Genomic DNA, 24,575 nt, shown 5'->3' with positions numbered 1-24,575 from the left:
GCCTGCCGCGCGGGCCGGCCGGACTGCCGGCTTGCCGCGATCAGGCCGCCTGCGCAGCCGCGCGCGACGGGCCGCGGTTGATGCGCAGCACGATCAGCGCGCCGAAGATGCACAGCCCGCCCGAAATCATCGATGCGATCGTGTAGGTGCCGAGGCTCGCGCGCAGCAGCCCTGCGCCGAGCGCCGCGAATGCCGCGCCGAGCTGGTGGCCGGCGACGATCCAGCCGAACACGACCGGCGCCGCGGCCTTGCCGAACACGTCGGTCGCGAGCCGCACGGTCGGCGGCACGGTCGCGATCCAGTCGAGCCCGTAGAACATCGCGAACAGCGGCAGCCCGAAGAAATCGATCCCGAACGCATGCGGCAGGTAGATCAGCGACAGCCCGCGCAGCCCGTAGTACCAGAACAGCAGCACGCGATTGTCGTAGCGGTCGGACAGCCAGCCCGACAGCGTCGTGCCGAACAGGTCGAACACGCCCATCGCAGCGAGCAGCGATGCGCCCTGCACTTCCGTCATCCCGTAGTCGCTGCACATCGCGATCAGGTGCGTGCCGACGTAACCGTTGGTGCTCGCGCCGCAAATGAAGAAGCTGAAGAACAGCAGCCAGAAATCGCGCGAGCGGCTCGCCGTCAGCAGCGTACGGAACGCGACCGCGAGCGGGTTCTCCTTGGTCGCATCGGGCGCGAGCGGCGCATCGGCCGGCTCGCCGTAAGGGCGCAGCTGCACGTCGGCCGGCCGCTCGGGCAACAGGAACGCAACGAGCGGAATCACGATCGCGGCCGCCACCGCGACGACCAGCACGACCGGCCGCCAGCCGTGGCGCTGCGCGATCGCCGCGAGCATCGGCAGGAACACGAGCTGGCCGGTGGCCGTGCTCGCGGTCAGGATCCCCATCACGAGCCCGCGCCGCGCATGGAACCAGCGCGTGACGAAGGTCGCGGACAGCGTCAGCGCGACGACACCCGTCGAGCAGCCGACCATCAGGCCCCAGATCACCACCATCTGCCAGCTCTGCGTCATCATCGACGACAGCGCGACGCCCGCGCTCATCGTCACGAGCGCGGTGAGGATGGTCGGGCGCAGCCCGAAGCGCTGCATCGCGGCGGCCGCGAACGGGCCGGTCAGGCCATACAGCGCGATGTTCACCGAGATCGCCAGCGAAATCGCCGCGCGGCTCCAGCCGAGCTCGCGTTCGAGCGGCACCATCAGCACGCTCGGCGTCGCGCGCGTGCCGGCGGCCGCCAGCAGGATCAGGAATACCACCGCCGCCGCGAGCCATCCGTAGTGGAAGCGCCCGCCGATTCGTGTCACCGCCCAGTTCATCTTCGCGTTCTCCAGTTGGCGGCGCCGGCGCCTCCGCGCCCGCTCCGCCCCACCCAGCCAGGCCACCTCCGCCGCACGCTGCATCGGCTGACCCGGGCCGACGCTTGGCATTTGTCTGTCGATCCGGTCGGCATTGTTACCGACCGGTCACAAGTGTGTTGCGATCGTAGTGACCAATCGGTAACATGTCAAGCAATCCAATATGCAGTCGAGGGTCATCATGTCGGGCATCGAGATCGCCAAGCCGCCGGCGCGTCGTACGCGCCGGCCGATCGACGGCGCCACCGCGCAGGAGCACCTGCTGCGCGCCGCCGAGGAGCTGTTTTACAGGGAAGGCGTTCGGACGGTGGGCGTCGAGGCGGTCGTGGAACGCGCGGGCGTCAACAAGATGAGCCTGTATCGGCAGTTCTCGTCGAAGGACGACCTGATCCTCGCGTATCTGGAGCGGATGGATGCGTGTTTCTTCGAGCGTCTCGACACAAGCACCGCGAAGCATCCGGGCCAGCCGAAGGCGCAACTGATCCAGTATTTCGTCGACCTGGCCGAGCGCGCGACGCAGAAGGACTATCGCGGCTGCCCGTTCGTCAACGTCGCGGCGGAGTTTCCGGATGCATCGCACCCGGCGCGCGAGCGCGTCGCGCAGAACAAGGAACAGTTGATGAAGCGGCTCGTCGCGCTTTGCGAAGGCGCCGGCGCGCGGCAACCGCAGGCGCTCGCCGATGCGCTCGCGCTGGTGGTCGAGGGTATCTACGCGGCGAGCCAGACCTATCGGCACGGCGAAACGCCGATCGGCACCGCGCCCGCGCTCGTCACGCAATTGATCGAAGCCGCGTGCGCGTGACGGGCCGCGCGCGTCCGCACGCTGCGCGCCCGCTACAATGCGGCCCTCGCCGCCCTTCCGCCCGACTGGTTTCACGATGACCGACATCCGCCCCGAATCGCATGACGACATCCTCGCCGCCACGCGGCACTGGCTCGCGCGCGCGGTGATCGGGCTCAATCTGTGCCCGTTCGCGAAAAGCGTCTATGTGAAGGAACAGGTGCGCTACGCGATCAGCGAAGCCACGACGCTCGAAGACGCGCTCGCCGAACTCGAAACGGAACTGCGCGCTCTCGACGCGGCCAACCCGCAGCAGGTCGACACGACGCTATTGATCTTCCCGCATGCGTTCGCCGATTTCGTCGACTACAACGATGCGCTGTTCTTTGCCGACCGCCTGGTGCGGCAACTGCGGCTCGACGGCGTGCTGCAGATCGCGAGCTTCCACCCGCACTACCGATTCGAAGGCAGCGAGCCCGACGACATCGAGAACTACACGAACCGCGCGCCGTATCCGATCCTGCACCTGCTGCGCGAGGACAGCATCGCGCGCGCGGTCGACGCGTTCCCGGACGCGTCCGCGATCTACGAAAGGAATCAGGAAACTCTGCGCCGCCTCGGCCACGACGGCTGGCGCGAATGGATGCGCCGGCCGGGCGACGACGTCTGACGCGGCGTGCAACGTGCGGCGTGCAACGTGCGCCGCGTGGCGCACCGCCCGCCCGCGCGTCAGCCTTCGGCCGGCTCCGCGACCTCGCCGCCCGCCGCCGCGGCTTCCGGCACGAAGAAACGTGCGTTCAGCTCGGCAAGCCCGAACATCCCCAGGATCTCGTTCAGCCGCTCGCCGGGCCGCCGACGCGGCAGGTTCTTGTACTGCGCGATGATCAGCTCGTTCTTCATCGAATGCTCCCAGCCGACCAGCTCGGTCACGCTGACCTGGTAGCCGTGCGCTTCGAGCTGCAGGCAGCGCAGCACGTTGGTGATCTGGCTGCCGAATTCGCGCGTATGCAGCGGATGCCGCCACACTTCCGTCAGCGCGTTCGCGAGCGATTTGCCCTTGTTCTTGCGCAGCACGCCCGCGACTTCCGCCTGGCAGCACGGCACGAGCACGATGTGCTGCGCGCGCTTCGCGAGCGCGAAGCGGATCGCGTCGTCGGTCGCCGTGTCGCACGCATGCAGCGCGGTGACGACGTCGACCGTTTCGGGCAGCTTCGGCGACGTGATCGAATCGGCGACCGACAGGTTCAGGAACGACATGCCGCCGAACCCTAGCCGCGCGGCGAGCTCGGCCGAACGCGTGACCAGCTCCTCGCGGGTCTCGATCCCGTACACATGCGACGCAAACGCCGCCGTGCCGTGCCCAGGCTGCTGCTTGAAGAACAGGTCGTACAGGATGAAGCCGAGATACGACTTGCCGGCGCCGTGATCGACGAGCGTCACGCTGCCACGGTCGGCCTGCACGCCGGCAAGCAGCGGCTCGATGAACTGGAACAGGTGATAGACCTGTTTCAGCTTGCGGCGGCTGTCCTGGTTCAGCTTCCCGTCGCGGGTGAGGATGTGCAGTTCCTTCAGCAGCTCGACGGACTGCTCCGGGCGGATTTCGTGGGTCTTGTTCGACATCGTGAAGCGGCGCCGGGCCACGGTCGGCAGACCACGGCCCGGCGGCGGGAATTCGTGAGGAATGGCGATAGTTTACCGAAAATGCGCGGTCAGGCTCGTGCGCCGAGCCGCCAGAGCGACGTGACCTCGGCGCGGCGTGCCGCGTGCAGCGGATCGTCGGCGTCGGCTGACTTCGGGTGTGCGGGGCGGATGTCTTCGCGGCCGAGCACGACGAGGCCGGCTTCGTCGATCCACTGCAGCAGGGTGTCGCGCGGCCGCAGGCCGAGATGCTCGGCGAAATCGGACAGGATCAGCCAGCCTTCGCCGCCCGGTTCGAGATGGTCGGCGAGCCCCGCGAGGAAACCGCGCAGCATGCGGCTGTCGGGATCGTAGACCGCGTATTCGATCGGTGCGCTCGGACGGGCCGGCACCCACGGCGGGTTGCAGACGACGAGCGGCGCGCGGCCGGCCGGAAACAGATCCGCCTCGACGACCTCGACGCGGCCCGCGTGGCCCAGCCGCTCGACGTTCTCGCGCGCACAGGCGAGCGCCCGCGGATCCTGATCGGTCGCGACGATGCGCTCGACGCCGCGCGACGCCAGCACGGCCGCGAGCACGCCGGTGCCCGTGCCGATGTCGAACGCGAGCGACGTCGCCGGCAGCGGCGCGCGCGCGACGAGTTCGACGTATTCGCCGCGCACCGGCGAGAACACGCCGTAGTGCGGATGGATCGGCGCGCCGCCCAGCGCCGGGATCGGCACACCCTTCTTGCGCCATTCATGCGCGCCGACGAGGCCCAGCAGCTCGCGCAGCGACACGACCGACGGGGCACCGCCCGGGCCGTACGCTTCCTCGCACGCGGCGCGCACGTCGGGCGCGCGGCGCAGCGGGATCGTGTAGTCGGCATCGAGCGGGATCAGCAGCATCCCGAGCGTGCGGGCGCGCTGCGACTGCGCGAGACGATGCAGGTTGAATGCGTCGACGCCCACCGCGGCCTTCGCCTTCTTCGGCTTGCGTTCGACACGGCGCGCCATCGCCTGCACGAGCTGGCGCGCATTCTGGAAGTCGCCCTGCCAGACGAGCGCGGTGCCCTCGCAGGCCAGACGGTAGGCCGCGTCGGCGGTGAGACGGTCGTCGGCGGGCACCGCGCGCTTCGGCGGCTGCACGCCGGCTTCGGAGCGCCAGCGCACGGCATGTTCGGCGCCGTCGGCGTCGGTCCAGTGGAAAACGGGGAAATCGGTCACGCGAGCTCGGCTACGGTTGGCTTCAGACAGGCGGCGCGACAGACGCGCGCCGCGCGGACCACACCATACCGCGCTTTGCCCGCGCGGCAAAGCGCGGGCGCCCGCCCCGACCGCCACCCGCGCGCTGCTCGCGGCGTGCTGGCGCTGACGGGCCGGTCAGCTCTGGTCGTCGAGCGCGGCGTCCGGCGCGTTCTGCTTCACCGACGCGATGCCGTTCTCGCGGCTCGCTTCGGCCTTGTACAGTTCGCTCGTGCCGATGATCTCGTGATTGCCAGCCTTCAGGTTGAACATGAACTGGCCGTTGCTCGCGGTCTTGCGCTCGTAGCGCGCGTCGTCCGGCGCGTTCTTGCGCACCGACGCGACGCCGTTTTCCGCCGACGCCTTGGTCTTGTACAGCTCGCTGCGCAGAATGATCTCGCCGTTGGCGGCCTTCAGGTGGAACAGGAACTGCCCGTCGCTCGCTTTCTTGATGACGAATTTCGCTGCCATGGTGCCCTCTCGAAAAAGTCGCCCGGCCCTCCGGACTGAGGCAGTCTAAACGCGATTGACGCGCAAGACGTAAGGCACGTGAAGCTCGATCGTCAGGAATCGTCAGACGGCGCCGCGATCGCGACGCTTCGTCCGGCCCTGCATCCGGCATCCGGCATCCGGCATCGTCTACCCGCCCCACCCCGGCATCGCCGGCATGCGCAACGTGCCCGCATCGCTGAAGCGCACGGTGCCGAGCACGCCGCCCGCGAGCCGGCCGCGCAGCGCATACGGCAACTCGCCGCTGGCAGCCGCGCCGGGCAGGTTCCACGCCTGCCGCGCGGCGGCGAACGCCGACACGGAAACCGGCACGTCGAGCACGGCCTCGCCGAAGCGCGGCACGACGCCCGAGCGGTCGCTCACGCCGCTCGCGAACGGCGTGCCGTTCAGGTCGAGCGCCACCGAGATGCCGTCGTATTCGATCGGCGTGTCGTTCGGGTTCTGCACGCGCAGCTTCAGGTTGAAACGCATCTCGAGGCCCTGCCCGACGAGCGGGTCGAGCCCGGCGACCGACACGCGCACGGAATCGCGCGTGAGCCCCGCGCAGCCGCCGAGCAGGAGCACGGCGGCGAACAGCGGCAGTACGGCGCGCAGCGGCGCGATTCGGAACAGGGTTCGTGGCATGGGGGCCTCCTCGCGGCAATCGGTGAGCGGATCGTCGCTGCATTGTACCGAGCGCGCCCCGCACACCGGGTTTCGTAGTTTTCGCGGCCACGCCGGATCGTTAATAGATTAAAACTACGAAAATACCAGCTAAACGGAAAGCGCATTAATGCTTTCCAGCATTCAATGAAGCGCGGCGAATTCAATAGATGCAATTTCTAAATTTTTCGTTTCCTTTACCTAAAACCATCAAGTATATTTACGCATCCTTCGAGCAAGCCGACAAAGCTTGAAGCCGCATGACGGCGATTTTACGGAACGGCGACACGCCTTCCTGCCATCCTGCGGCCCGGCCCGGCCAGCCCCGTAGGTCGTTGGTTCAATGGAATCGCGCGCCCGCGCAGGGCGCTCGGCTCCGTGTCGTGCGCGCGAAATCAACTCAGTACAACACGCGCCCGGCCATTTTGAACCGGCAAGTTAACCGACATCCGGAAATCCAGAGGGGGCAGTAAACCATGATTACCTTCACGTAGTCGGCCGCCGTCTTTTCGAATAATCCGTCATTGGCATTTTCATCGCTGTTGATTAACGGCGAGGGGATTGTTTTTGCCGGCGTTTTCGCAGCACTGAACGATTCTTTCAACAATCGAGGTTTCAGTCATGTCGATCGATATTCGCAAGATGCGTTATCTGCCGCTCGTCGCCGCGCTCGCACTCGCCGGGTGCGGCGGTGACGACGGCGGTGCAGGCTCCGCTTCCGCGCTCAGCTCCGCCGGCGCGCCGCACTCGGGCTCGTCACCCACCGTCAACGCGCCGCCGAGCGCATCCAACGTCGACAAGAGCGTGTCGCCTGTCGAGTTGCCGGACACCGTGGTGCCCGTGAACTACCGGCTGTGGTTCCGCCCGAACGACGCGCTGAACGCGTTCGACGGCCGCGCCGACGTCGAGATCAAGGTGCTGAAGCCGGTCAACAACATCGTGATCGCCGGCCACCGGATCAAGTTCACGAACGGCCGCATCACGCTGCAGCCGGGCAACATCCAGCTGATCGCGACGCCGCAGGACAAGGGCGACTTCTACCAGCTGCGCCCCGTGAGCGGCACGATCTCGCCGGGCAACTATTCGCTGCACATGGAATGGTCGGGCATCATCAACTTCAAGTCGTATGACGATCCGGGCACGAAGACGGGCGGCAGCTGCGGCGACGATCCGTATCCGGGCTGCTCGGCCGCGGAAGGCGTGTTCCGCGTCGACCTGAAGGGCACCGACGGCAAGACGAGCGGCGCGATCCTCACGCAGGGCGAAACCAACCTGTCGCGCCAGTGGTTCCCCGGCTGGGACGAGCCGGCGTTCCGCCCGACCTATGAAGTGACGGCCGAAGTGCCGTCGAACTGGCGCGTCGTGTCGAACGCGGCCGAGAAGCCGTCGACCAACGTCGGCGGCGGCTACAAGCTCGTGCAGTTCGAGAAGACCCCGCCGATGCCGTCGTACCTGCTGTTCTTCGGCGGCGGCCTGTTCGACACCTATGAAGACGACTTCACGAGCCCGCTGCCGGGCGGCAAGGGCGGCCTGCACCTGCGCGTGTTCACGCCGCCGGGCATGAGCGACTGGGCGAAGCCGGCGATGGACCGCACCAAGCAGGCGCTCGACTTCTACTACCGCTACACGGGCATTGCGCTGCCGCTCACGAAGTTCGACACGGTGGCCGCGAACGATGCGTTCAAGGAGCAGAAGGACCTGAACTTCGGCGGGATGGAGAACTGGGGGTCGATCCTCGAGTTCGCCGACGACATCCTGCCGCAGCCGGGCCAGCCGATGTCGCACTACGGCAACGAGGTGCTGACGCACGAAGTCGCGCACCAGTGGTTCGGCGATCTCGTCACGACCGACTGGTGGGACAACGTGTGGCTCAACGAGTCGTTCGCGACGTTCTTCGAGACGAAGACGACGATCCAGTTCTTCCCCGACGAGTTCAGCTGGCTCGACCAGGTGAAGAACAAGTACCGCGTGATCAATCGTGACATCGGCCCGAACGCCTTCCCGGTCGCGCCGAACTTCAACGGCTGGGCCTCGAACGACTTCGTGCTGAGCGCCAGCGCGTTCACGTACGACAAGGGCGGCCACGTGCTGAAGACGCTCGAGAACTATCTCGGCGAACAGACGCTGCGCAAGGGTTTGCAGCAGTACCTCGTCGACTACTCGTTCGGCAACGGCACACCGAAGCGCCTGTGGGATGCGCTGTCGAAGGAAAGCGGCCAGGCGATCGGCGCGATCGGCGACAGCTACGTCCGCCAGACCGGCGTGCCGCTGATCTCGCTCGACACGCAATGCGACCTGACGAAGAACCAGACGGTCGTCACGCTGAAACAGCAGCCGTTCCCGAACAAGAACGCGTATCCGGGCCTGCAATGGACGGTGCCGATCACGCTCGCGTACGGCCAGGGTCTCGCGAAACGCACGACGCTCGCGCTGAAGGATACGCAGACGCAAACGCGGATCGACGGCTGCACGGGCGTGGTGGCCGACCCGAGCGGGCTCGACTACTACGTCGTGAACTACAGCGACGCGGCCTGGAGCGGGCTGCTCACGCAGGTCAACGGCTCGACCGATCCGGTGCTGCTCGCGAACCTGAAGAGCGAAGCCGCGCTGCTCGTCGCGAACAACCTCGCGCCGGCATCGCGCTCGACGTCGATCGGCTCGGTCGCTTCGCCTGCTGCGATGAAGCTGCGCCAGACGCCGACCTTCGGCGGCATCGAACCGGTGACGAAGGAACGCCCGGCACTGCAATACCAGGGCATCTTCAAGCCGCGCAAGGTAGTCACGCAGTAACGGTGCGCGCCCGGCCGGTGCCGCGCAGCCTGCGGCGGCCGGCCGGCGTACCGGTTTCTCCGACCTTTGACGGGCCTCGCGTGCGAGGCCCTTTTTCATGCCCGGCGTGCGTCGGGCCCGGCGACACGTCGCCGGCCGTCGTCGTCACGCCCACGCGGCATCCCACGCCGGCTGCGCGAACCACGTCGCGAGGAACGCGACGAGCCGCGACGCGCGTGCGGTGCCGCGCGCCGGCTGGCGCAACACGTGGATCGTCGCCGGCTCGGGCGCCGCCGCGAACTGCGGCAGCACCGCGCGCAAGCGGCCATCGCGCAACGCGTCCCCCGCGAGCCAGGTCGGCAGGTGCGCGAGACCGAGCCCGTCGATCGCGGCTTCGAGCAACGCTTCCGAATGATTGCTGCGAAACCGCGGCTGCGCCGGCGCGTGGCGGCGCTCGCCGAAGCGCCACGCGCCCGGCGGCGGCACCCCGTGCCAGGCGAGGCAGTCGTGCCCGGCGAGCGCGTCGGGCGTATCCGGCTCGCCGCGCCGCGCCAGATACGCCGCGCTCGCGCACAGCACGCGCCGCTGCGGCGCCAGCACGGTTGCGACGAGGCGCGTGTCCTCGAGCGGACCGATGCGCACCGCGAGATCGACGTCGGAGCCGAGCCGCGCGCCCTGCAGGTCGACCATGCTGTCGGTCAGCACGAGGTCGACCTGCAGCGCCGGATGACGCTGCATAAACGCGGCCAGCGCGGCCACCAGATGCCGCCGGCCGAACGGCGCCGGACAGTCGACGCGCAGCAGCCCGCTCGGCTCGTCGTGCTGGCTGTGCAGGTCTTCCTGCAGGCCGCGCAGCTCGGCCAGCATCCGCGTCGCGCGCCCGTACAGCAACTGCCCGGCCTCGGTGGGCCGCAGCGCATGCGTCGTGCGATGCAGGAGGCGGATGCCGAGCTGTGTCTCGAGGCGGTCGATACGTCGCGTGACCGACGACGCGGCGACGCCCAGCCGGCGGGCGGCCGCCGAGAAGCTCTGCTGGTCGACCACGTCGACGAACAGCGCCAGGTGCGGGGAAAGGAAATCGTCCATTTGGTGTCTTCGGATTTGGCTATGCGTTCATCGCAAAACAATCATCCGCTTTTGCGGGTTTCCGCGTCAAACCGGGCCGACTAGACTGCGTTCATCCATTTCACTCGCTGCACGCCCCGCCCCACCGGGCCGCGCGGCAGCCAACCGCCACGGAGATCACCATGCGCAGCATCCGCTTCGACGCCCCCGCCGCCGACATCGAGTCGCTCGACGCGCGGGTCAGGGAAATCGACACGCCCGTACAGGCCGACGGCCAGATGCTGATCGAGGTGCACGCGGCCGGCGTGAACCCGAGCGACGTGAAGGCCGCGCTCGGCCGCATGCCGCACGCGGTGTGGCCGCGCACGCCCGGGCGCGACTGGGCCGGCATCGTGCGCAGCGGCCCGGAAGGCTGGATCGGCGCGCCGGTGTGGGGCTCGGGCGGCGATCTCGGCGTCGGGCGCGACGGCTCGCATGCGCAATGGCTCGTGCTCGACGCGGCACTGGTGCGCCGCAAGCCCGCCGTGCTGACGCTCGACGAAGCGGCCGGCGTCGGCGTGCCGTTCGTCACCGCCTACGAAGGCTTGCGCCGCGCCGGCATGCCGACGGCCGGCGACGTCGTGCTCGTGTTCGGCGCGAACGGCAAGGTCGGCCAGGCCGCGATCCAGCTCGCGACCGCGCACGGCGCGACCGTGATCGGCGTCGAGCGCAGCGCCGGCGGCTATCGCGGCCACGCATCGGGCGACGTGCACATGATCGACGCGTCGAAAGAACCGGTGGCCGACGCGGTGCGCGCGGCGACCGGCGGCCGCGGCGCGGACATCGTCTACAACACGGTCGGCAGCCCGTACTTCGAAGCGGCGAACGCGTCGATGGCGATCGGTGCACGGCAGATCTTCATCTCGACGATCGAGCGCAGCGTGCCGTTCGACATCTTCGCGTTCTATCGCGGCCAGCACACGTTCGTGGGCGTCGATTCGCTGCAGCTCGGCGGCGCCGCGGTCGCGCAGATCCTCGACACGCTCGCGCCCGGCTTCGGCAACGGCACCCTGCGCCCGTTCCCGATCGGCGACGACTACGTCTATCCGCTCGAGCGCGCGCACGAGGCGTATCGCGCGGTGCTGGCCGGTGCGCGCGAGCGCGTCATCCTCAAACCCTGACGCCGGATCACACGGGAGACCGCCATGACGGATTACGTGACTTCGCTCGCGGTGGGCCTCGGCGTCGGCGTGTTGTATGCGCTGCTGCACGTGCGCTCGCCGGCCCCGCCGCTCGTCGCGCTCGTCGGGCTGCTTGGAATGGTGATCGGCGAACGCGCGATCGCGCTGTTGCGCTGACGGGTCGATGCCGCTAGCGGTCGTCGCGCCGGCGGAATGCCCACCACGCGGCGAGTGCCGTGAAGCCCGCCACGAGCAGCACCATCAGCCAGAAGCCGTGCTTGTTCTCCGAGAACGGCACGCCGCCGACATTCATTCCGAAGAAGCCGGCGACGATGTTGATCGGCAGCGCGATCACGGTCACGAGCGTCAGTGTGAACAGCGTCCGGTTGTTCTGCTCGTCGAGACGCGAACCGATCTCTTCCTGAAGCAGCTTGATCCGCTCGTTGAGCCCGGCCAGGTCGGCGAGCACCAGCGAAAACTCTTCGGTCGACTCGCGCAGCTCCTGCACGTCTTCCACGTGCAGCCACGCGGGCGGTTTCGCGAGCAGCCGGAAGATCGACCCGGGCTCGGGCGCGAGCATGCGCTGCAGGCGCGTCAGCGTGCGGCGCATCGCGCCGAGCTCGATGCGGCTCGACGTGAGCCGCTGCGACAGGAAGCGGTCCTCGATGCGATCGACGTCGACACTCGTGCGCCGCATGATCTGGATCAGCAGGTCGGCCTGGTCGCGCAGCAGGTGCACGAGCAGCTCCGCCGGCGACCGGAACTGCTCGCCGTCGCGCACGCACGCGCGCAGCGTGTCGACCGAACGCAGCGGCTTGAGCCGCGCGGTGACCATGATGCGCCGCTCGACGTGGACGAACAGCGTCGCGATCTCCGACGGCGTCAGTTCGAGGTTGAACATCACGTCGTTGACGATCGCGCGCAGTGCGCCGTCTTCCTGCTCGATGCGCGTCGAGCGCGACCCTTCGTGAAGGAATTCGAAGAAGCTGTCGGGCAGATCGAGATGCGTGCGCATCCAGCGCTCGCTCGCGCCGTGCGCGAGATTGAAGTGCAGCCAGACGAAATCGTCCGACGCGCCGTCGTGCTCGCGGCACGAGCGCAGCCACGCGGCGGCCGTGTCGGCATCGAGCGTCGCGCCGGATCCGCCCGGATCGAAGCGGAATCCGCACACCATGCCGGACGTATCGGCGCCGTAAGTCTGTACGATCAGGTCCATCGTGTCGAAGGTCGTGCGGCGCGCGGCGCGCCGCGCATCGCGGGTCGCGAGCCCGCGCCGGAAAAGGAAAGGAAACGTATGCCCGACGGGCGTGACGCGCCCGTGACAGCGTCACGCCGCATCATACCGGCCGATTCCGCGCCCAAAAGCAACGCGCCGCCCAACGGGCGGCGCAGGTGCGGCAGGCCGGCAAACGCGAGACGCGTTACTGCCGCGTCTCCGACTGCGCGGCGCTCGGGCACGCGGGATCCTTGCCCCAGTGACCTTCGCAGACGCGCCAGCGGCACAGTTGATCCTCGAAGAAACCGCGCTCCGAACATTCCTTGACGCGCGACGCCAGCGAGCCGGCCGTCGCGGCCGTCTTGGTCGGCACGGCCTGCGCCTTCTGCACGGCGAGTTTCTTGTCGGCGGGCTTCGTGCGCGCGACGAGCGCCGCGAGCAGATCCGCATCCGGATCGTCCTTCCCGGCCGCCTTCGCACTGCGGGTCGGCGTCGCGTCGCGACGCTTCTTCGCCTGCGCGAGCTCGGCCTGCTGTTCCTTGCGATGCTTGCGGGCCTCGGCCTTTGCGTCAACCTTGGCATCGGCCTTCGTGTCGGTCTTGCCGTGCGCCGCGACCTTCGCGTTCTTCGCTGCGTCGGCCTTCGCGGTCTTGGTCGCAGCAGCAGCAGCGGCCGCGCCGGCCGTGGCCGTGCCCGATGCATCGTCGGCGCCGTTGGCGAGCGCGCGCGACAGGCGGCTGTTGTCCGCGGCGGACGCGGACGATGCGGAAGCAACGGTTCGGGAAGCTGCGTCGTCGTTGACGATCGTGGCCGGCTGCGCGGCGGATGCCGCATTTTGCGCGACCTGCACGGCAGCGTCGCTGGCCGCTGCGGCCTTCGCCGGTGCGGCGGCCGCGGGTGCGGCCTCGGCCGTGACGGCGGCGGCCTGCTCGCCCGAATGCTGCATGCGCCATGCGCCCCAGCCACCGACGGCAACCACCAGTGCAACGACGGCCGCGATCGGCGCCTTCAGCGAACGGCGCGGCGGTTCGGCCGGCGGCGTGACACGTCCTTCCAGATTCGCGAGAATGCGCGACTGCTGAGCTCCGTCGCCTGCCGGTTTGGTATCGGACAGCAGGCTGGGCGGAGTTTTCGAATTTGAATTTTCCGGCGCACTCATTCAGCGTCTCATTGAATCCTGGTTTAATTCACCGCGATAATATAGCCCGGCCTCTCGAAGCAGCCTGATTCTAAGAGCAAGCATTGCAAAACACAATCAATTCCAATTTCCGGGGATTTCGTTGATTGCCGTCGCACTCGTCGCCTATTTCGCCCTTGCCGTAGCAGTTGCGGCACTGTTGCTTTTACCGGGTATCCGCGCGACCGTTTTCGAATCCGTCGCCCAGTTTCACGGCCGTCTAACACGCCGTGCGAACGATCGCGCCGCGCGTACGCGAAATCAGATTGTTAAATCGGCAAGCGTTACGCGAGGCGCTTTAAACGATGTGCAAAATTTACTGGTTCGGCGGCGCTTGATGATTATGGTATCGGCAGGTATTCTTGCGACGCCGCCATTGGTCGCCATTGCGTTACGCGGCCGGCAATTGTTCCAGTACGACGACACGGCGCGCGTGCCCGACGAGAAGATCGCCGCCCTGCTGCAGGGCGAACAGCTCGTACCGCCCCCGCCGCTGCCGCCGGAAGTCTTCGCCACCAAGGAAGTCGAACAGGTACGTCCGGCGCTGAAGGATGCGAGCCGCGACTGGAACCTGCTGGATCCGGATTTCCGTACGCGTTTGCTGCTGGTCTACAAGATCATGCACGAACAATATGGATATGAAATGGCGTTGCTGGAAGGTTACCGGAGCCCGGAACGGCAGAACCGGCTGGCGGCAATGGGCGGCAACGTGACCAACGCGGCGGCCTTCCAGAGTTATCACCAATTCGGGCTGGCGGCCGACAACGCATTCCTGCGCGACGGCAAGCTGGTCATTTCCGAGAAAGATCCGTGGGCGATGCGCGGCTACCAGTTGTACGGCCAGGTCGCCGAACAGGTTGGCCTGACCTGGGGGGGCCGCTGGAAAATGATGGATCTCGGGCACGTGGAATACCATAAACCCGGTTTTAAACTGGGACGCGGCAGCTAGCCAGGGCTGCCGGACAGGAAATAATGAGGGCGGCATGGGGCTTTTTAATATCCCGGCAGGAAACGATATGGGCGGCGCAAAAAATCATGCATTCCGGTGCGCGATTTTTTCCGGCCGCCGCTTCCGTTTTAAATCTCACAGCGTCCTTTCGTTAATGCGCGCGCCTTCTCCGATGCCGCGGGCGCATTGATGCCAGCCCCCTTCATCCCGTTTGACAGCATGGCGACACATCGCGGCGCCACCCTTGCCGCTCGACGCGCCTGCGTCGCCTCACCGAATCGCACCGGAACCTGAACGTCCTATGCAACGCATCCTCAACGTGCTGACTCATCCGCGTACGCTCTCGATCGTCGGGATCGTCGCGCTAGCGGCCATCCTCTTCATCGTCGCCGACATGCTCCAGCTGCCGCTCCTGTGGGCGGCGATCGCGTTCGCGGCGATCCTCGCGCTGTGGCTCGTCGTCGCGCTGTGGCGCCGCTGGCGCGTGAAGCGCGCGAACCAGCAGCTCGGCCAGGTGCTGGAGGAGCAGGCGGAAACCGGCAAGATCGCCGCGCCCGCCGCCGCCGCGCTCGCCCCCGACGCGAAGACGGCCGACCTCGACGTGCTGCGCACGCGCCTGTCGGACGCCGTGAAGACGATCAAGACGTCGAAGATCGGCCAGGTGTCGGGCGGCTCCGCGCTGTACGAACTGCCGTGGTACATCGTCATCGGCAACCCGGCCGCGGGCAAGAGCAGCGCCGTGCTCAATTCCGGCCTGCAGTTCCCGTTCGCGGACAAGAACAGCGCCGTGATCCACGGCATCGGCGGCACGCGCAACTGCGACTGGTTCTTCACGACCGAAGGGATCCTGCTCGACACGGCCGGCCGTTATTCGGTGCACGAGGAAGATCGCAGCGAATGGCTCGGCTTCCTCGGCCTGCTCAAGCGCTATCGCCCGAAGGCGCCGATCAACGGCATCATCGTTACCGCGAGCATCGCCGAACTCACCGGCAACCGCCCCGAATTCGCGATCAACCTCGCGAAAAACCTCCGCCAGCGCGTTCAGGAGCTGACGGAGAAGCTCGAGGTGTTCGCGCCGGTCTACGTGATGTTCACGAAGGCCGACCTGATCACCGGCTTCACCGAATTCTTCAGCAGCAGCGACAAGCACGAGTACGACCGCGTGTGGGGCGCCACCCTGCCCTACGAACCCGACGACAAGCGCGACGTGGTCGCGCAGTTCGACACGCACTTCGAGGAACTGTACGAAGGGCTGAAGGAAATCAGCGTCGCGCAGCTGTCGCTGTCGCGCGGCAACCAGCTGTCGCCGGGCCAGCTGAGCTTCCCGCTCGAATTCTCGACGATCAAGCCGTCGCTGCGCGCGTTCCTCGCGACGCTGTTCGAGAACAACCCGTTCCAGTACAAGCCGATCTTCCGCGGCTTCTACTTCACCAGCGCCTTGCAGGAAGGCGAAACCAACAGCGCGGCCGCGCAGCGCATCGCGCAACGCTTCGGCCTCGACGGCAGCGCGCTGCCGAAGCCGCACAGCGCGTTCTCGAAGAACGGCTTCTTCCTGCGCGACCTGTTCTCGAAGGTGATCTTCGCGGACCGCCAGACGGTGCGGCAGTTCGCGAGCCCGACCAAGACCCGGTTGCGCTATGCGACCTTCTTCGGCTTCGTCGCGGCGCTCGCGCTCGCGCTGGGCGGCTGGACCTGGTCGACGATCGGCAACCAGCAGCTCGTCGCGAACGTGCAGGCCGACCTCGACAACGTCACGCGCCTGCAACAGGGCCGCAACGACCTGCAGTCGCGCCTGCAGGCGATGGACATCCTCGAAGACCGGATCGAGCAGCTTGAGCAGTTCCGCCGCGACAAGCCGGTCTCGGTGTCGCTCGGCCTGTACCAGGGCGACCGTCTCGAGCAGCACCTGCTGACCGAGTATTACAACGGCGTGCGCCAGATCCTGCTGGCCCCCGTGTCGCAGAATCTCGCGTCGTTCATGAAGGACGTGAACGCGCACCCCGAGCAGCTCGTGCCGATGACGCGCCCGCCCGAATCGGGCGCCGTGCAGGGTGGCGCGATTCCGGTCTCGACGAACGCGGCAGGCGCCGCGCCGCAGGCCGGCGCCGCACTGGCCGCGTCCGGCACCGCGCCGGCCGCCGCGCAACAGCCGGCCGCTCCGCAGGGCGGCCTCTACAGCGACGCGTCGCCGACCAACGTGCAGGACGCGTACAACGCGCTCAAGACGTACCTGATGCTGTCCGACAAGCGTCACGTCGAACAGGCGCACCTGACCGACCAGCTCGCCCGCTTCTGGCGCGGCTGGCTCGAGACGAATCGCGGCAACATGCCGCGCGACGAGATGATCAAGAGCGCGGAGCGCATGATCTCGTTCTACCTGTCGCGCGTGAACGACGACGACTGGCCGATGATCGACGCGAACCTCGCGCTCGTCGACCAGACCCGCGAGAACCTGCGCCGCGTCGTGCGCGGCATGCCGGCCCGCCAGCGCGTGTACGAGGAAATCAAGGCACGCGCGTCGACCCGCTTCGCGCCGATGACCATCGCGCGCATCGTCGGCGACGGCAACCAGGGGCTCGTGGCAGGCAGCTACGCGATTCCGGGCACGTTCACGCGCGAAGCGTGGTTCGACTACGTGCAGCCGGCGATCCGCGACGCGGCGACCAAGGAACTGCAGGCGAAGGACTGGGTGCTGAACACGTCGACGCAGGACGACCTGACGCTCGAGGGCAGCCCCGAGCAGATCCAGAAGACGCTCGTCGGCATGTACAAGACCGAGTATGCGCAGCACTGGCAGAAGTTCATGCAGGGCATCGCCGTGCAGGGCTTCAGCAGCTTCGGCCAGGCCGTCGACGGGATGAACCGCCTCGGCGACCCGCAGGATTCGCCGATCCGCAAGATCCTCGAGACCGCGTACGACCAGACGTCGTGGGACAACCCGTCGCTCGCGAACGTGACGATCAAGAAGGCGCAGACGGGTGTCGTGAACTGGGTCAAGCAACTGTTCTCGCGCTCGCCGGCCGGCCAGGTGGCGGCCGCCAACATCGACATCAACGGCAATCCGGCCGAGGTGCCGATGGGTCCGATCGGCCAGGAATTCATCGGGCTCGCGCGGATCGTCGCGGTGCATGACGGCACGTCGATGCTCAAGGGCTACATGGAGTCGCTGTCGAAGGTCCGCACGCGCTTCAACGTGATCAAGAACCAGGGCGACCCGGGCCCGGGCGCGCGCCAGCTGATGCAGCAGACGCTCGACGGCAACGGTTCGGAACTCGCCGATTCGCTGAAGCTCGTCGACGAACAGATGCTGACCGGCCTCACCGATTCGCAACGCAAGTCGCTGCGTCCGCTGCTCGTGCGGCCGCTGATGCAGGCGTTCGCGGTCGTGATCCAGCCGGCCAGCGCCGAAGTCAACAAGGTGTGGAACGCGCAGGTCTACCAGCCGTTCCAGAACTCGCTCGCGACGAAGTACCCGTTCGCGGCGAGCGCGAAGGTCGAGGCCGGCGCCGGTGAAATCGCGCAGGTGTTCGGTCCGGACGGCTCGATCGCGAAGTTCGTCGGCACGACGCTCGGGCCGCTCGCGGTGCGCCGCGGCGACACCCTCGCCGCCCGCACGTGGGGCGACATGGGCATCGGCCTCACGCCGGACTTCACGAACGGCTTCGCGCGCTGGGTCGCGCCGCTCGCGGGCGGTGCGGCAGGCGGCGCGGCCGCGTCGTCCGAGCCGCAGACCGTGTTCCAGATCCTGCCGCAGCCGAGCACGGGCACGACGGAATACACGATCGCGATCGACGGCCAGCAACTGCGCTACCGCAACACGCCGCCGCAGTGGACCAACTTCGTGTGGCCGAACCCGCAGGGCTCGCCGGGCGCGACACTGTCCGCGACGACCTTCGACGGCCGCACGGTGCAGCTCGTCAACGAGCCGGGCCGCTACGGCCTCGAGAAGCTGATCAACTCGGCGCAACGCAAGCGCCGTCCGGACGGCACCTTCGACCTGACGTGGGCGCAGGGCAACGTGAACGTGTCGGTGACGATGCGCATCATCAGCACGTCGCAACCGTCCGGCGGCGGGGGCAGCGACCAGCCGCAGCAGCAGAGCCTGCGCGGCCTGCAGCTGCCGTCGTCGGTCGCCGACGCGAGCGCGGGCGCCGCGCAGAACGCGACCCAGTCCGGCACGGGTACGCCGGGCGCAGCGCCGGCCGTCGCGGCCGCCAACGCAACGAATGCACAGGGGGCGCAATGACGCAAACCGTACAGGCGCAAATCGCCTACTTCGGCAAGATTCCGTCGCGCGGCGACTTCGTGAAGAGCCCGCACAATCCGCAGTTGCTGCAGACGCTCGACCGCTGGATCGCGCAGGCGCTCGAACTGCTCGCGGAAGATCCGCGCTGGAAGCTCGTCTACGAGGATGCGAAGCCGATGCATTTCGCGTTCCTCGGCTCGCGCAGCAAGCTCGCGATCGCGGGCCACATGGTCGCGAGCCACGACGTGTCGATGCGCCGCTTCCCGTTCCTCGGCGCAACGGCGCTCGAAGTCGACCGGCCGCTCGCGTTCCTCGCGCGCAGCCCGCTCGCGTTCGCGCGGCTGTGGTCGCGCGTCGCCACGCAGATCCCGCCGCTGCTCGGCAAGGACGAGCCACCCGGCGCGCTGCAGGCGCTCGGCGACACGCAGGTGCCGATCGACGTCGGCGGCCCCGGCACGTCGCATGACGGCACCTTCAACGATTTCGTCGAACACCAGTCGCTGTACGGCCTCCAGGAGATGCTGCTCGACAGCGGTCATCCCGTGCGGCTGCGCGGCGCGATGCTCGCGCTCGGCTCGCTGCTGCGGCCGGTGATGCAGAGCGGCTCGTCGCACATCGAGCGCGGCCTGACGCTGCCGCTGCCGGTCGATCCGTTCTACCGCAGCCTCGTCGCCGCGTTCTGGCTCGAACTGATCGCGCCGTTCGTCGCGCAGGCCGACTTCGAGCTCGCGATCTTCATCGGCACGATCGCCGAGCGCGAACGGCTCATCATCGGCTTCAACGGCGCGTCGGCCAAGACGCTGCTGAGCGTCGTCGACCCGCAGACCTACGCCGCCCACAACATCGACATCGACGATCCCGAGTGGATCGACGCCCATGCGCAAAACGATCACCAGATCAGCAAGCTCGTCAGCTACCTCGACCAACCGCAACTCTCGCTGCGCGTCGCCATCGACGCGTTCCGCGAAGCGTTCATCGGAGGCTGACGGGATGCATCGCATGAATCACGTCCTCGCCGCCCTCCTCGCCTCGGGCCTGTTCATCGGCAGCGGCACGGCTTTCGCGCAGAACACGGGCGCGACGGTCACGCCGGTCGGCAACGGCACGGTCGCGACGACCGCGCTGCCCGCGAACACCGGTGCCGCACCGGGGACGGCGTCAGGCGCCGTCGTGCACGGCACGGCCGGCACCGCGAGCACCATCACGCCGCCGCCCGCGGCCGCGACGCCCGGCCAGGTGGTCGTCGGCGGCAAGGTGCCCGACGAGGCGACCAAGGCCGCCGTGCTGCAGAAGCTGCGCGACACCTACGGCGCGACGAACGTCGTCGACCAGATCGAGGTCGGCGACGTCGCGACGCCGCCGAACTGGAGCGCGAACGTGCAGAAGCTGCTCGGCGCGCAGCTCAAGCAGATCAGCAAGGGGCAGTTGAAGATCAACGGCACGCAGATCGAGATGAAGGGCGAGGTGCACAACGAAGCGCAGCGCCAGCAGCTCGCGAGCGACATGGCGAACACGCTGAACCCGACGTATACGATCAGGAACGGGCTGCGCGTATCGGCGTCCGAACAGGGCGTGCTCGACCAGACGCTCGCGAACCGGACGATCGAGTTCGAGACGGGCAGCGCAACGCTCACGCCGCAGGGCAAGCTGATCCTCGACCAGATGGCGGCCGCGCTCGCGAAGATGCAGAACCGCACGGTCGACATCATCGGTCACACCGACAACTCGGGGAACCGCACGTCGAACATTGCGCTGAGCCAGGCGCGCGCGGATGCGGTGAAGGGTTACCTGATCACGAAGAGCATTCCGCCGCAGCAGATGACGACGACGGGCGTCGGGCCGGATCAGCCGATCGCGCCGAACGATACGGCGGACGGGCGGGCGCGGAATCGACGGATCGAGTTCCGGGTGGGGCAGTAAGCGTAGAGGGACGTCACGGGCCGCTTCGTACGGAGCGGCCCGGCAGGCGACGGGCGGCGGCAGCGATGCGCCGCCCGTTTCGCGTTTACGACTGCTCGTCAGGCCTCACGCCCAGCAGTTCGCGAATATGCGACAGCGAGCCGTCGTCCTTCACGACGCTCTCGAGCCACTTGTGCAGCGGCATGTCGGCCCATTCGGCCGCCTTGTCGGCGAGATACGCGACCGGGCTGTGCGGCTCGGTCTGGCGGAAATAGCGGGCGACCGCGCGCAACTGGTCGACGGCTTGCGCACGGTTCTGGATGCCGGCGATCATCTGCGTCACCGGGGCGCGCGGAACGGGCTGCGGCTGCACGTGAGTCTCCTCGGTCTGAATCGGGTTGCCGAACACCGGCTCGATGCGCTCGGGTTGCGCCTGCGGTGCCGACTGCGTGTGCGGCGCGCTGCCCGTATAACCCTGCTCGCGCGCAAAGCGCTCGGCGAGCCGGTACACGGTCTCGAACGCGTCGCGCGCCTGCCGGAAGCTCGGCGCCGAATCGCCCGCGCGCTCGACAAGCCGCTCCTCGAACGCATCGAGCGCGAATTCGAACGCCTTCAGGTTCGCGAGCAGCGCCGTGTAGAACGCGATCGACGTCACGCGCCGCGACGAATCGATCTGCTCGATCGACGGCTTGCCGCGTGCGATGTCGTCCGCGTGTTCGGGGTCGCGCTTGATGGCCTGCGCGACGTGCTGCGCCACTTCCCAGTCGAGCGTGCTGAACGCGTTCGACGCGCCGTCCGTCAATGGCACCGCGCGCAGCAGCTCCGCCGTGCGGCCGGACAGCCACGCGACGTTGCCGAGCCGGTGCTCGGTGTCGTCGTCTTCGGGCAGCGGGTGCACGGTGTCCCAGAAGTCGCGGCACAGGCCCTCGAGCAACGCATAGCCTTCGGTGAGGCCGGTGATGCCGTCCTCGAGCGCGAGCGCCTCGGTCAGCCATACGGCGAGCCGCAGGTCCTTCGTGCGCGTGCGCAGCAGCTCGCCCGCGTGATCGACGACGAAGCCCCAGTCGGCCTCCTTGATCTCGGTCACCCATTCGCCCTGGTCGAGCGTCGGATCGTCGTAGCGCCGCGCGTCCTGGATCGCGTCGAATTCGTTCGAAAACAGCAGGTCGTCGCCGCTGGGCGACGCATCGCTGATCGGCGTCAGCAGCTCGGGGAGATTGATCGGCATGGTTTCAGTTCATCAATGCTGGGTGATGCGCGACCGCGCTCATTCGACGGTGTACGTGAATTCGCCGGCCTCGTCCGCGCGCACCGCGATGCGCGCGATGGCCGCGCCGTCGGCGATCCGGCCGAGCACGTGGCCCGCGATCTCCGGCAGCAGCGTGCCGTTCAGGATATGGTCGACGTTGCGGGCGCCCGAATCGACTTCGGTGCAGCGCGCGAGCACCGCGTCGACGAGCGACTCGTCCCATTCGAACGCCGCCTTGTGGTTCGCCTCGATCCGGCGGCGGATCCGCTCGAGCTTCAGCTCGATGATCTCGGCCAGCACGTCGTCGGAAATCGGGTAGTACGGCACGACCTTCATCCGCCCGAGGAACGCGGGCTTGAACGTCTTGTACAGCTGCGGACGCAGCGTCTCGGCAAGGGCATCCGGATCGGGCAGTTCCTCGGCCGGCTTGTTCAGGCACGCCTGCATCACCGCGGCGGAACCGACGTTCGACGTCAGGATGATCAGCGTGTTGCGGAAGTCGATCTCGCGCCCTTCCGCATCGTCCATCGCACCCTTGTCGAACACCTGGAAGAACATCTCGAGCACGTCGGGGTGCGCCTTCTCGACCTCGTCGAGCAGCACGACCGAATATGGGTTGCGGCGCACCGCCTCGGTCAGCACGCCGCCTTCGCCGTAGCCGACGTAGCCCGGCGGCGAGCCCTTCAGGCCCGACACGCTGTGCGCTTCCTGGTACTCGCTCATGTTGATCGTGACCATCTTGCGCTCGCCGCCGTACAGGATGTCGGCCAGCGCGAGCGCCGTCTCGGTCTTGCCGACGCCCGACGGCCCGACGAACATGAACACGCCGCGCGGCTTGTTCGGATCCTCGAGGTTCGCGGTCGCGGTGCGCACGCGCTGCGCGATCGCGTCGAGCGCATGGTCCTGGCCGATCACGCGCGCGGTGAGCAGCGGCTGCAGGTTCAGCACGGTGTCGATCTCGTCCTTCACCATCCGGCCGAGCGGAATGCCCGTCCACGCGGCGACGATCTCGGCGACGACGTGGCCGTCGACCTGCAGCGGCACCATCGGCTCGCCGCCCTGCAGCGCGTGCAGCGCCGCGACGCGCTCGGCGAGCTTGTCGCGGGTCGCCTGCTCGTCGACCGGCTGGCCGTCTTCCGACGGGCCGCGTGCCTTGTCGAGCGTGTCGCGCAGCTCGGTGATTTCGGCGACGATCGCGCGCTCGGCTTCATAACGCGCTTCGTCCTTCGCCAGTTGTTCGAGCGCCGTGTCGCGCGCGCCGCGCAGCTCGCCGAGCCGCTCGTCGTGCGCCGCGCCGCCGGCCGCCTCGCGCTCCAGCGACGCGATTTCCGCGTCGATCCGCTCGATGCGCTTCTTCGTGTCGTCGATCGCCGCCGGCGTCGCGCTGTGCGCGAGCGCGACCTTCGCGCATGCGGTGTCGAGCACGCTGATCGCCTTGTCCGGCAGCTGACGGCCGCTGATGTAGCGGTGCGACAGACGCACGGCCTCGGTGATCGCATCGTCGAGGATCCGCACGTTGAAGTGCTTTTCCATCAGGCCGGACATCCCGCGCAGCATCGCGGCCGCGAGCGGCTCGCTCGGCTCCTCGACCTTCACGACCTGGAAGCGCCGCGCAAGCGCCGCGTCCTTCTCGAAGTACTTCTTGTATTCGCTCCACGTCGTCGCGGCAATCGTGCGCAGCTCGCCGCGCGCGAGCGCCGGCTTCAGCAGGTTCGCCGCGTCGTTCTGGCCGGCCTGGCCGCCCGCGCCGATGATCGTGTGCGCCTCGTCGATGAACAGGATGATCGGGTGCGCGCTCTTCTTCACCTCGTCGATCACGCTCTTCAGGCGATTCTCGAACTCGCCCTTCACGCTCGCGCCGGCCTGCAGCAGCCCCATGTCGAGCACGTGCAGCGCGACGCCGCGCAACGGCGGCGGCACGTCGTCGGCCGCGATGCGCAGCGCGAGGCCCTCGACGACCGCCGTTTTGCCGACGCCGGCCTCGCCGGTCATGATCGGGTTGTTCTGGCGACGACGCATCAGGATGTCGATCGCCTGGCGGATCTCGGCTTCGCGGCCGATCACCGGGTCGATCTTGCCGTCGCGTGCGCGCTGCGTGAGGTTGGTCGTGTACGTGTCGAGCGCGGGCGTCTTCGACGGGCCCGCCGCGGGCGCCGCGCCGCCGGCTGCCGGCGCGAGGCCGCCGTCTTCCGTATCGGCCTGGCGCGGTTCGGCCTCGCTCGATCCGGCCATGATTTCGTCGAACTTGTGCTTCAGGTCCGTCACGTTCACTTCCGCGAACTGCGACGACATCCGCTGCGCGAATTGCGCGAGATCCGGTGCGGTCAGCAGCGCGAGCAACAGGTGCCCGGAACGGATGCGGCCGAGCTGCGAATCGAGCGACGCGATCAGCCACGCCTGCTCGAACAGCGCGATCAGGTGCACGGAGAACACCGGCGTGCGCGTGTTGCCGGTCTTCAGGCGCGTCAGCTCGCGCTCCAGATCGGCGCGCAGCGCATGCGGATCGACACGGCTCGCGCGCAGCGCGAGCGGCAGGTCGCCCGCCGGCTCCTCGAGCAACGCGAGGAACAGGTGCTCCAGATCGACTTCGTAGTGGCCGCGCGCCAGGCACGCGCTCGCCGCCCGCTCGGTCGCGTGGCGGCACAGCGGGTTCAGTTTCGTGATCAGGGTCTTCAGAGGCGTGCTCAT

Annotated in this window: 19 protein-coding genes; 9 read left to right on the top strand and 10 right to left on the bottom strand. The window is 67.9% G+C overall.

Going from position 1 to position 24,575, the window contains the following annotated elements; translation table 11 throughout:
* Positions 1–40: 40 nt before the first annotated feature.
* Positions 41–1,324 (bottom strand): MFS transporter, encoded by a 1,284-nt coding sequence (locus E9536_RS38200; RefSeq protein WP_136472751.1) that lies wholly within the window; start codon positions 1,322–1,324, stop codon positions 41–43.
* Between the two features lie 220 nt (positions 1,325–1,544).
* Between E9536_RS38200 and E9536_RS38190 the strand changes: the two genes are divergently transcribed.
* Both E9536_RS38190 and E9536_RS38185 read left to right on the top strand, forming a co-directional pair.
* On the top strand, positions 1,545–2,165 hold the full coding sequence (locus E9536_RS38190) for a TetR/AcrR family transcriptional regulator (RefSeq protein WP_027788498.1): 621 nt from the start codon (positions 1,545–1,547) through the stop codon (positions 2,163–2,165).
* A gap of 76 nt (positions 2,166–2,241) precedes the next feature.
* On the top strand, positions 2,242–2,814 hold the full coding sequence (locus tag E9536_RS38185; RefSeq protein ID WP_136472749.1) for a DUF1415 domain-containing protein: 573 nt from the start codon (positions 2,242–2,244) through the stop codon (positions 2,812–2,814).
* A gap of 59 nt (positions 2,815–2,873) precedes the next feature.
* Here the strand turns inward: E9536_RS38185 and E9536_RS38180 are convergent, their stop codons facing one another.
* The 4 genes from E9536_RS38180 to E9536_RS38165 form a co-directional block, all read right to left on the bottom strand.
* Complete coding sequence (locus tag E9536_RS38180; RefSeq protein WP_021161799.1) at positions 2,874–3,764, bottom strand: SAM-dependent methyltransferase; 891 nt, start codon at positions 3,762–3,764, stop codon at positions 2,874–2,876.
* A gap of 89 nt (positions 3,765–3,853) precedes the next feature.
* Complete coding sequence (locus tag E9536_RS38175; RefSeq protein WP_027788500.1) at positions 3,854–4,987, bottom strand: class I SAM-dependent methyltransferase; 1,134 nt, start codon at positions 4,985–4,987, stop codon at positions 3,854–3,856.
* 156 nt (positions 4,988–5,143) lie between these two features.
* Positions 5,144–5,476, bottom strand: a complete 333-nt coding sequence (locus E9536_RS38170; RefSeq protein WP_027788501.1) for a YegP family protein — start codon at positions 5,474–5,476, stop codon at positions 5,144–5,146.
* Positions 5,477–5,644: 168 nt separating this feature from the next.
* Positions 5,645–6,139: an LEA type 2 family protein gene (locus tag E9536_RS38165; RefSeq protein ID WP_060359919.1), complete on the bottom strand. Its 495-nt coding sequence runs from the start codon at positions 6,137–6,139 to the stop codon at positions 5,645–5,647.
* A gap of 639 nt (positions 6,140–6,778) precedes the next feature.
* Here E9536_RS38165 and E9536_RS38155 point away from each other — a divergent pair.
* Positions 6,779–8,947 carry a M1 family metallopeptidase gene (locus E9536_RS38155; RefSeq protein ID WP_059710380.1) on the top strand — a complete coding sequence of 723 codons (2,169 nt, stop codon included), beginning with the start codon at positions 6,779–6,781 and terminating at the stop codon, positions 8,945–8,947.
* Between the two features lie 144 nt (positions 8,948–9,091).
* Here the strand turns inward: E9536_RS38155 and E9536_RS38150 are convergent, their stop codons facing one another.
* Complete coding sequence (locus tag E9536_RS38150; protein ID WP_021161804.1) at positions 9,092–10,012, bottom strand: LysR family transcriptional regulator; 921 nt, start codon at positions 10,010–10,012, stop codon at positions 9,092–9,094.
* Positions 10,013–10,173: 161 nt separating this feature from the next.
* Between E9536_RS38150 and E9536_RS38145 the strand changes: the two genes are divergently transcribed.
* Together E9536_RS38145 and E9536_RS38140 are read left to right on the top strand one after the other, a co-directional pair.
* Positions 10,174–11,151 (top strand): zinc-binding alcohol dehydrogenase family protein, encoded by a 978-nt coding sequence (locus tag E9536_RS38145; protein ID WP_136472747.1) that lies wholly within the window; start codon positions 10,174–10,176, stop codon positions 11,149–11,151.
* Between the two features lie 24 nt (positions 11,152–11,175).
* Positions 11,176–11,328: a DUF1427 family protein gene (locus tag E9536_RS38140; protein ID WP_021161806.1), complete on the top strand. Its 153-nt coding sequence runs from the start codon at positions 11,176–11,178 to the stop codon at positions 11,326–11,328.
* 13 nt (positions 11,329–11,341) lie between these two features.
* On the opposite strand, the gene E9536_RS38135 is transcribed toward E9536_RS38140, so the two are convergent.
* Positions 11,342–12,367 carry a transporter gene (locus E9536_RS38135; protein WP_059688453.1) on the bottom strand — a complete coding sequence of 342 codons (1,026 nt, stop codon included), beginning with the start codon at positions 12,365–12,367 and terminating at the stop codon, positions 11,342–11,344.
* Positions 12,368–12,572: 205 nt separating this feature from the next.
* Positions 12,573–13,526 (bottom strand): phage tail protein, encoded by a 954-nt coding sequence (locus tag E9536_RS38130; protein WP_136472745.1) that lies wholly within the window; start codon positions 13,524–13,526, stop codon positions 12,573–12,575.
* Positions 13,527–13,647: 121 nt separating this feature from the next.
* Here E9536_RS38130 and E9536_RS38125 point away from each other — a divergent pair, with 121 nt between their 5' ends.
* The 4 genes from E9536_RS38125 (at position 13,648) to E9536_RS38110 (ending at position 20,659) form a co-directional block, all read left to right on the top strand.
* Positions 13,648–14,493, top strand: a complete 846-nt coding sequence (locus E9536_RS38125; RefSeq protein ID WP_136472743.1) for a M15 family metallopeptidase — start codon at positions 13,648–13,650, stop codon at positions 14,491–14,493.
* Positions 14,494–14,794: 301 nt separating this feature from the next.
* Positions 14,795–18,739, top strand: a complete 3,945-nt coding sequence (gene tssM, locus E9536_RS38120) for a type VI secretion system membrane subunit TssM (protein ID WP_060194596.1) — start codon at positions 14,795–14,797, stop codon at positions 18,737–18,739.
* Positions 18,736–19,725: a type VI secretion system-associated protein TagF gene (gene tagF, locus E9536_RS38115; protein ID WP_027788508.1), complete on the top strand. Its 990-nt coding sequence runs from the start codon at positions 18,736–18,738 to the stop codon at positions 19,723–19,725. The genes tssM and tagF overlap by 4 nt, the downstream gene beginning before the upstream one ends.
* A 4-nt stretch (positions 19,726–19,729) precedes the next feature.
* Positions 19,730–20,659, top strand: a complete 930-nt coding sequence (locus E9536_RS38110) for an OmpA family protein (protein ID WP_059688450.1) — start codon at positions 19,730–19,732, stop codon at positions 20,657–20,659.
* An 85-nt stretch (positions 20,660–20,744) separates the two neighbouring features.
* Here E9536_RS38110 and tssA read toward each other — a convergent pair whose 3' ends face one another.
* Together tssA and tssH are read right to left on the bottom strand one after the other, a co-directional pair.
* Entirely contained in the window at positions 20,745–21,866 is a 1,122-nt protein-coding gene (tssA, locus tag E9536_RS38105) for a type VI secretion system protein TssA (RefSeq protein ID WP_027788510.1), read from the bottom strand.
* A gap of 39 nt (positions 21,867–21,905) precedes the next feature.
* Positions 21,906–24,575 carry a type VI secretion system ATPase TssH gene (gene tssH, locus E9536_RS38100; protein ID WP_136472741.1) on the bottom strand — a complete coding sequence of 890 codons (2,670 nt, stop codon included), beginning with the start codon at positions 24,573–24,575 and terminating at the stop codon, positions 21,906–21,908.

This window comes from Burkholderia sp. LS-044 (genome assembly GCF_004803625.1).
Lineage (GTDB): Bacteria > Pseudomonadota > Gammaproteobacteria > Burkholderiales > Burkholderiaceae > Burkholderia > Burkholderia cepacia.
Note: the sequence above shows the minus strand (reverse complement) of the source record. Positions and strands in the feature narration are given on the sequence as shown.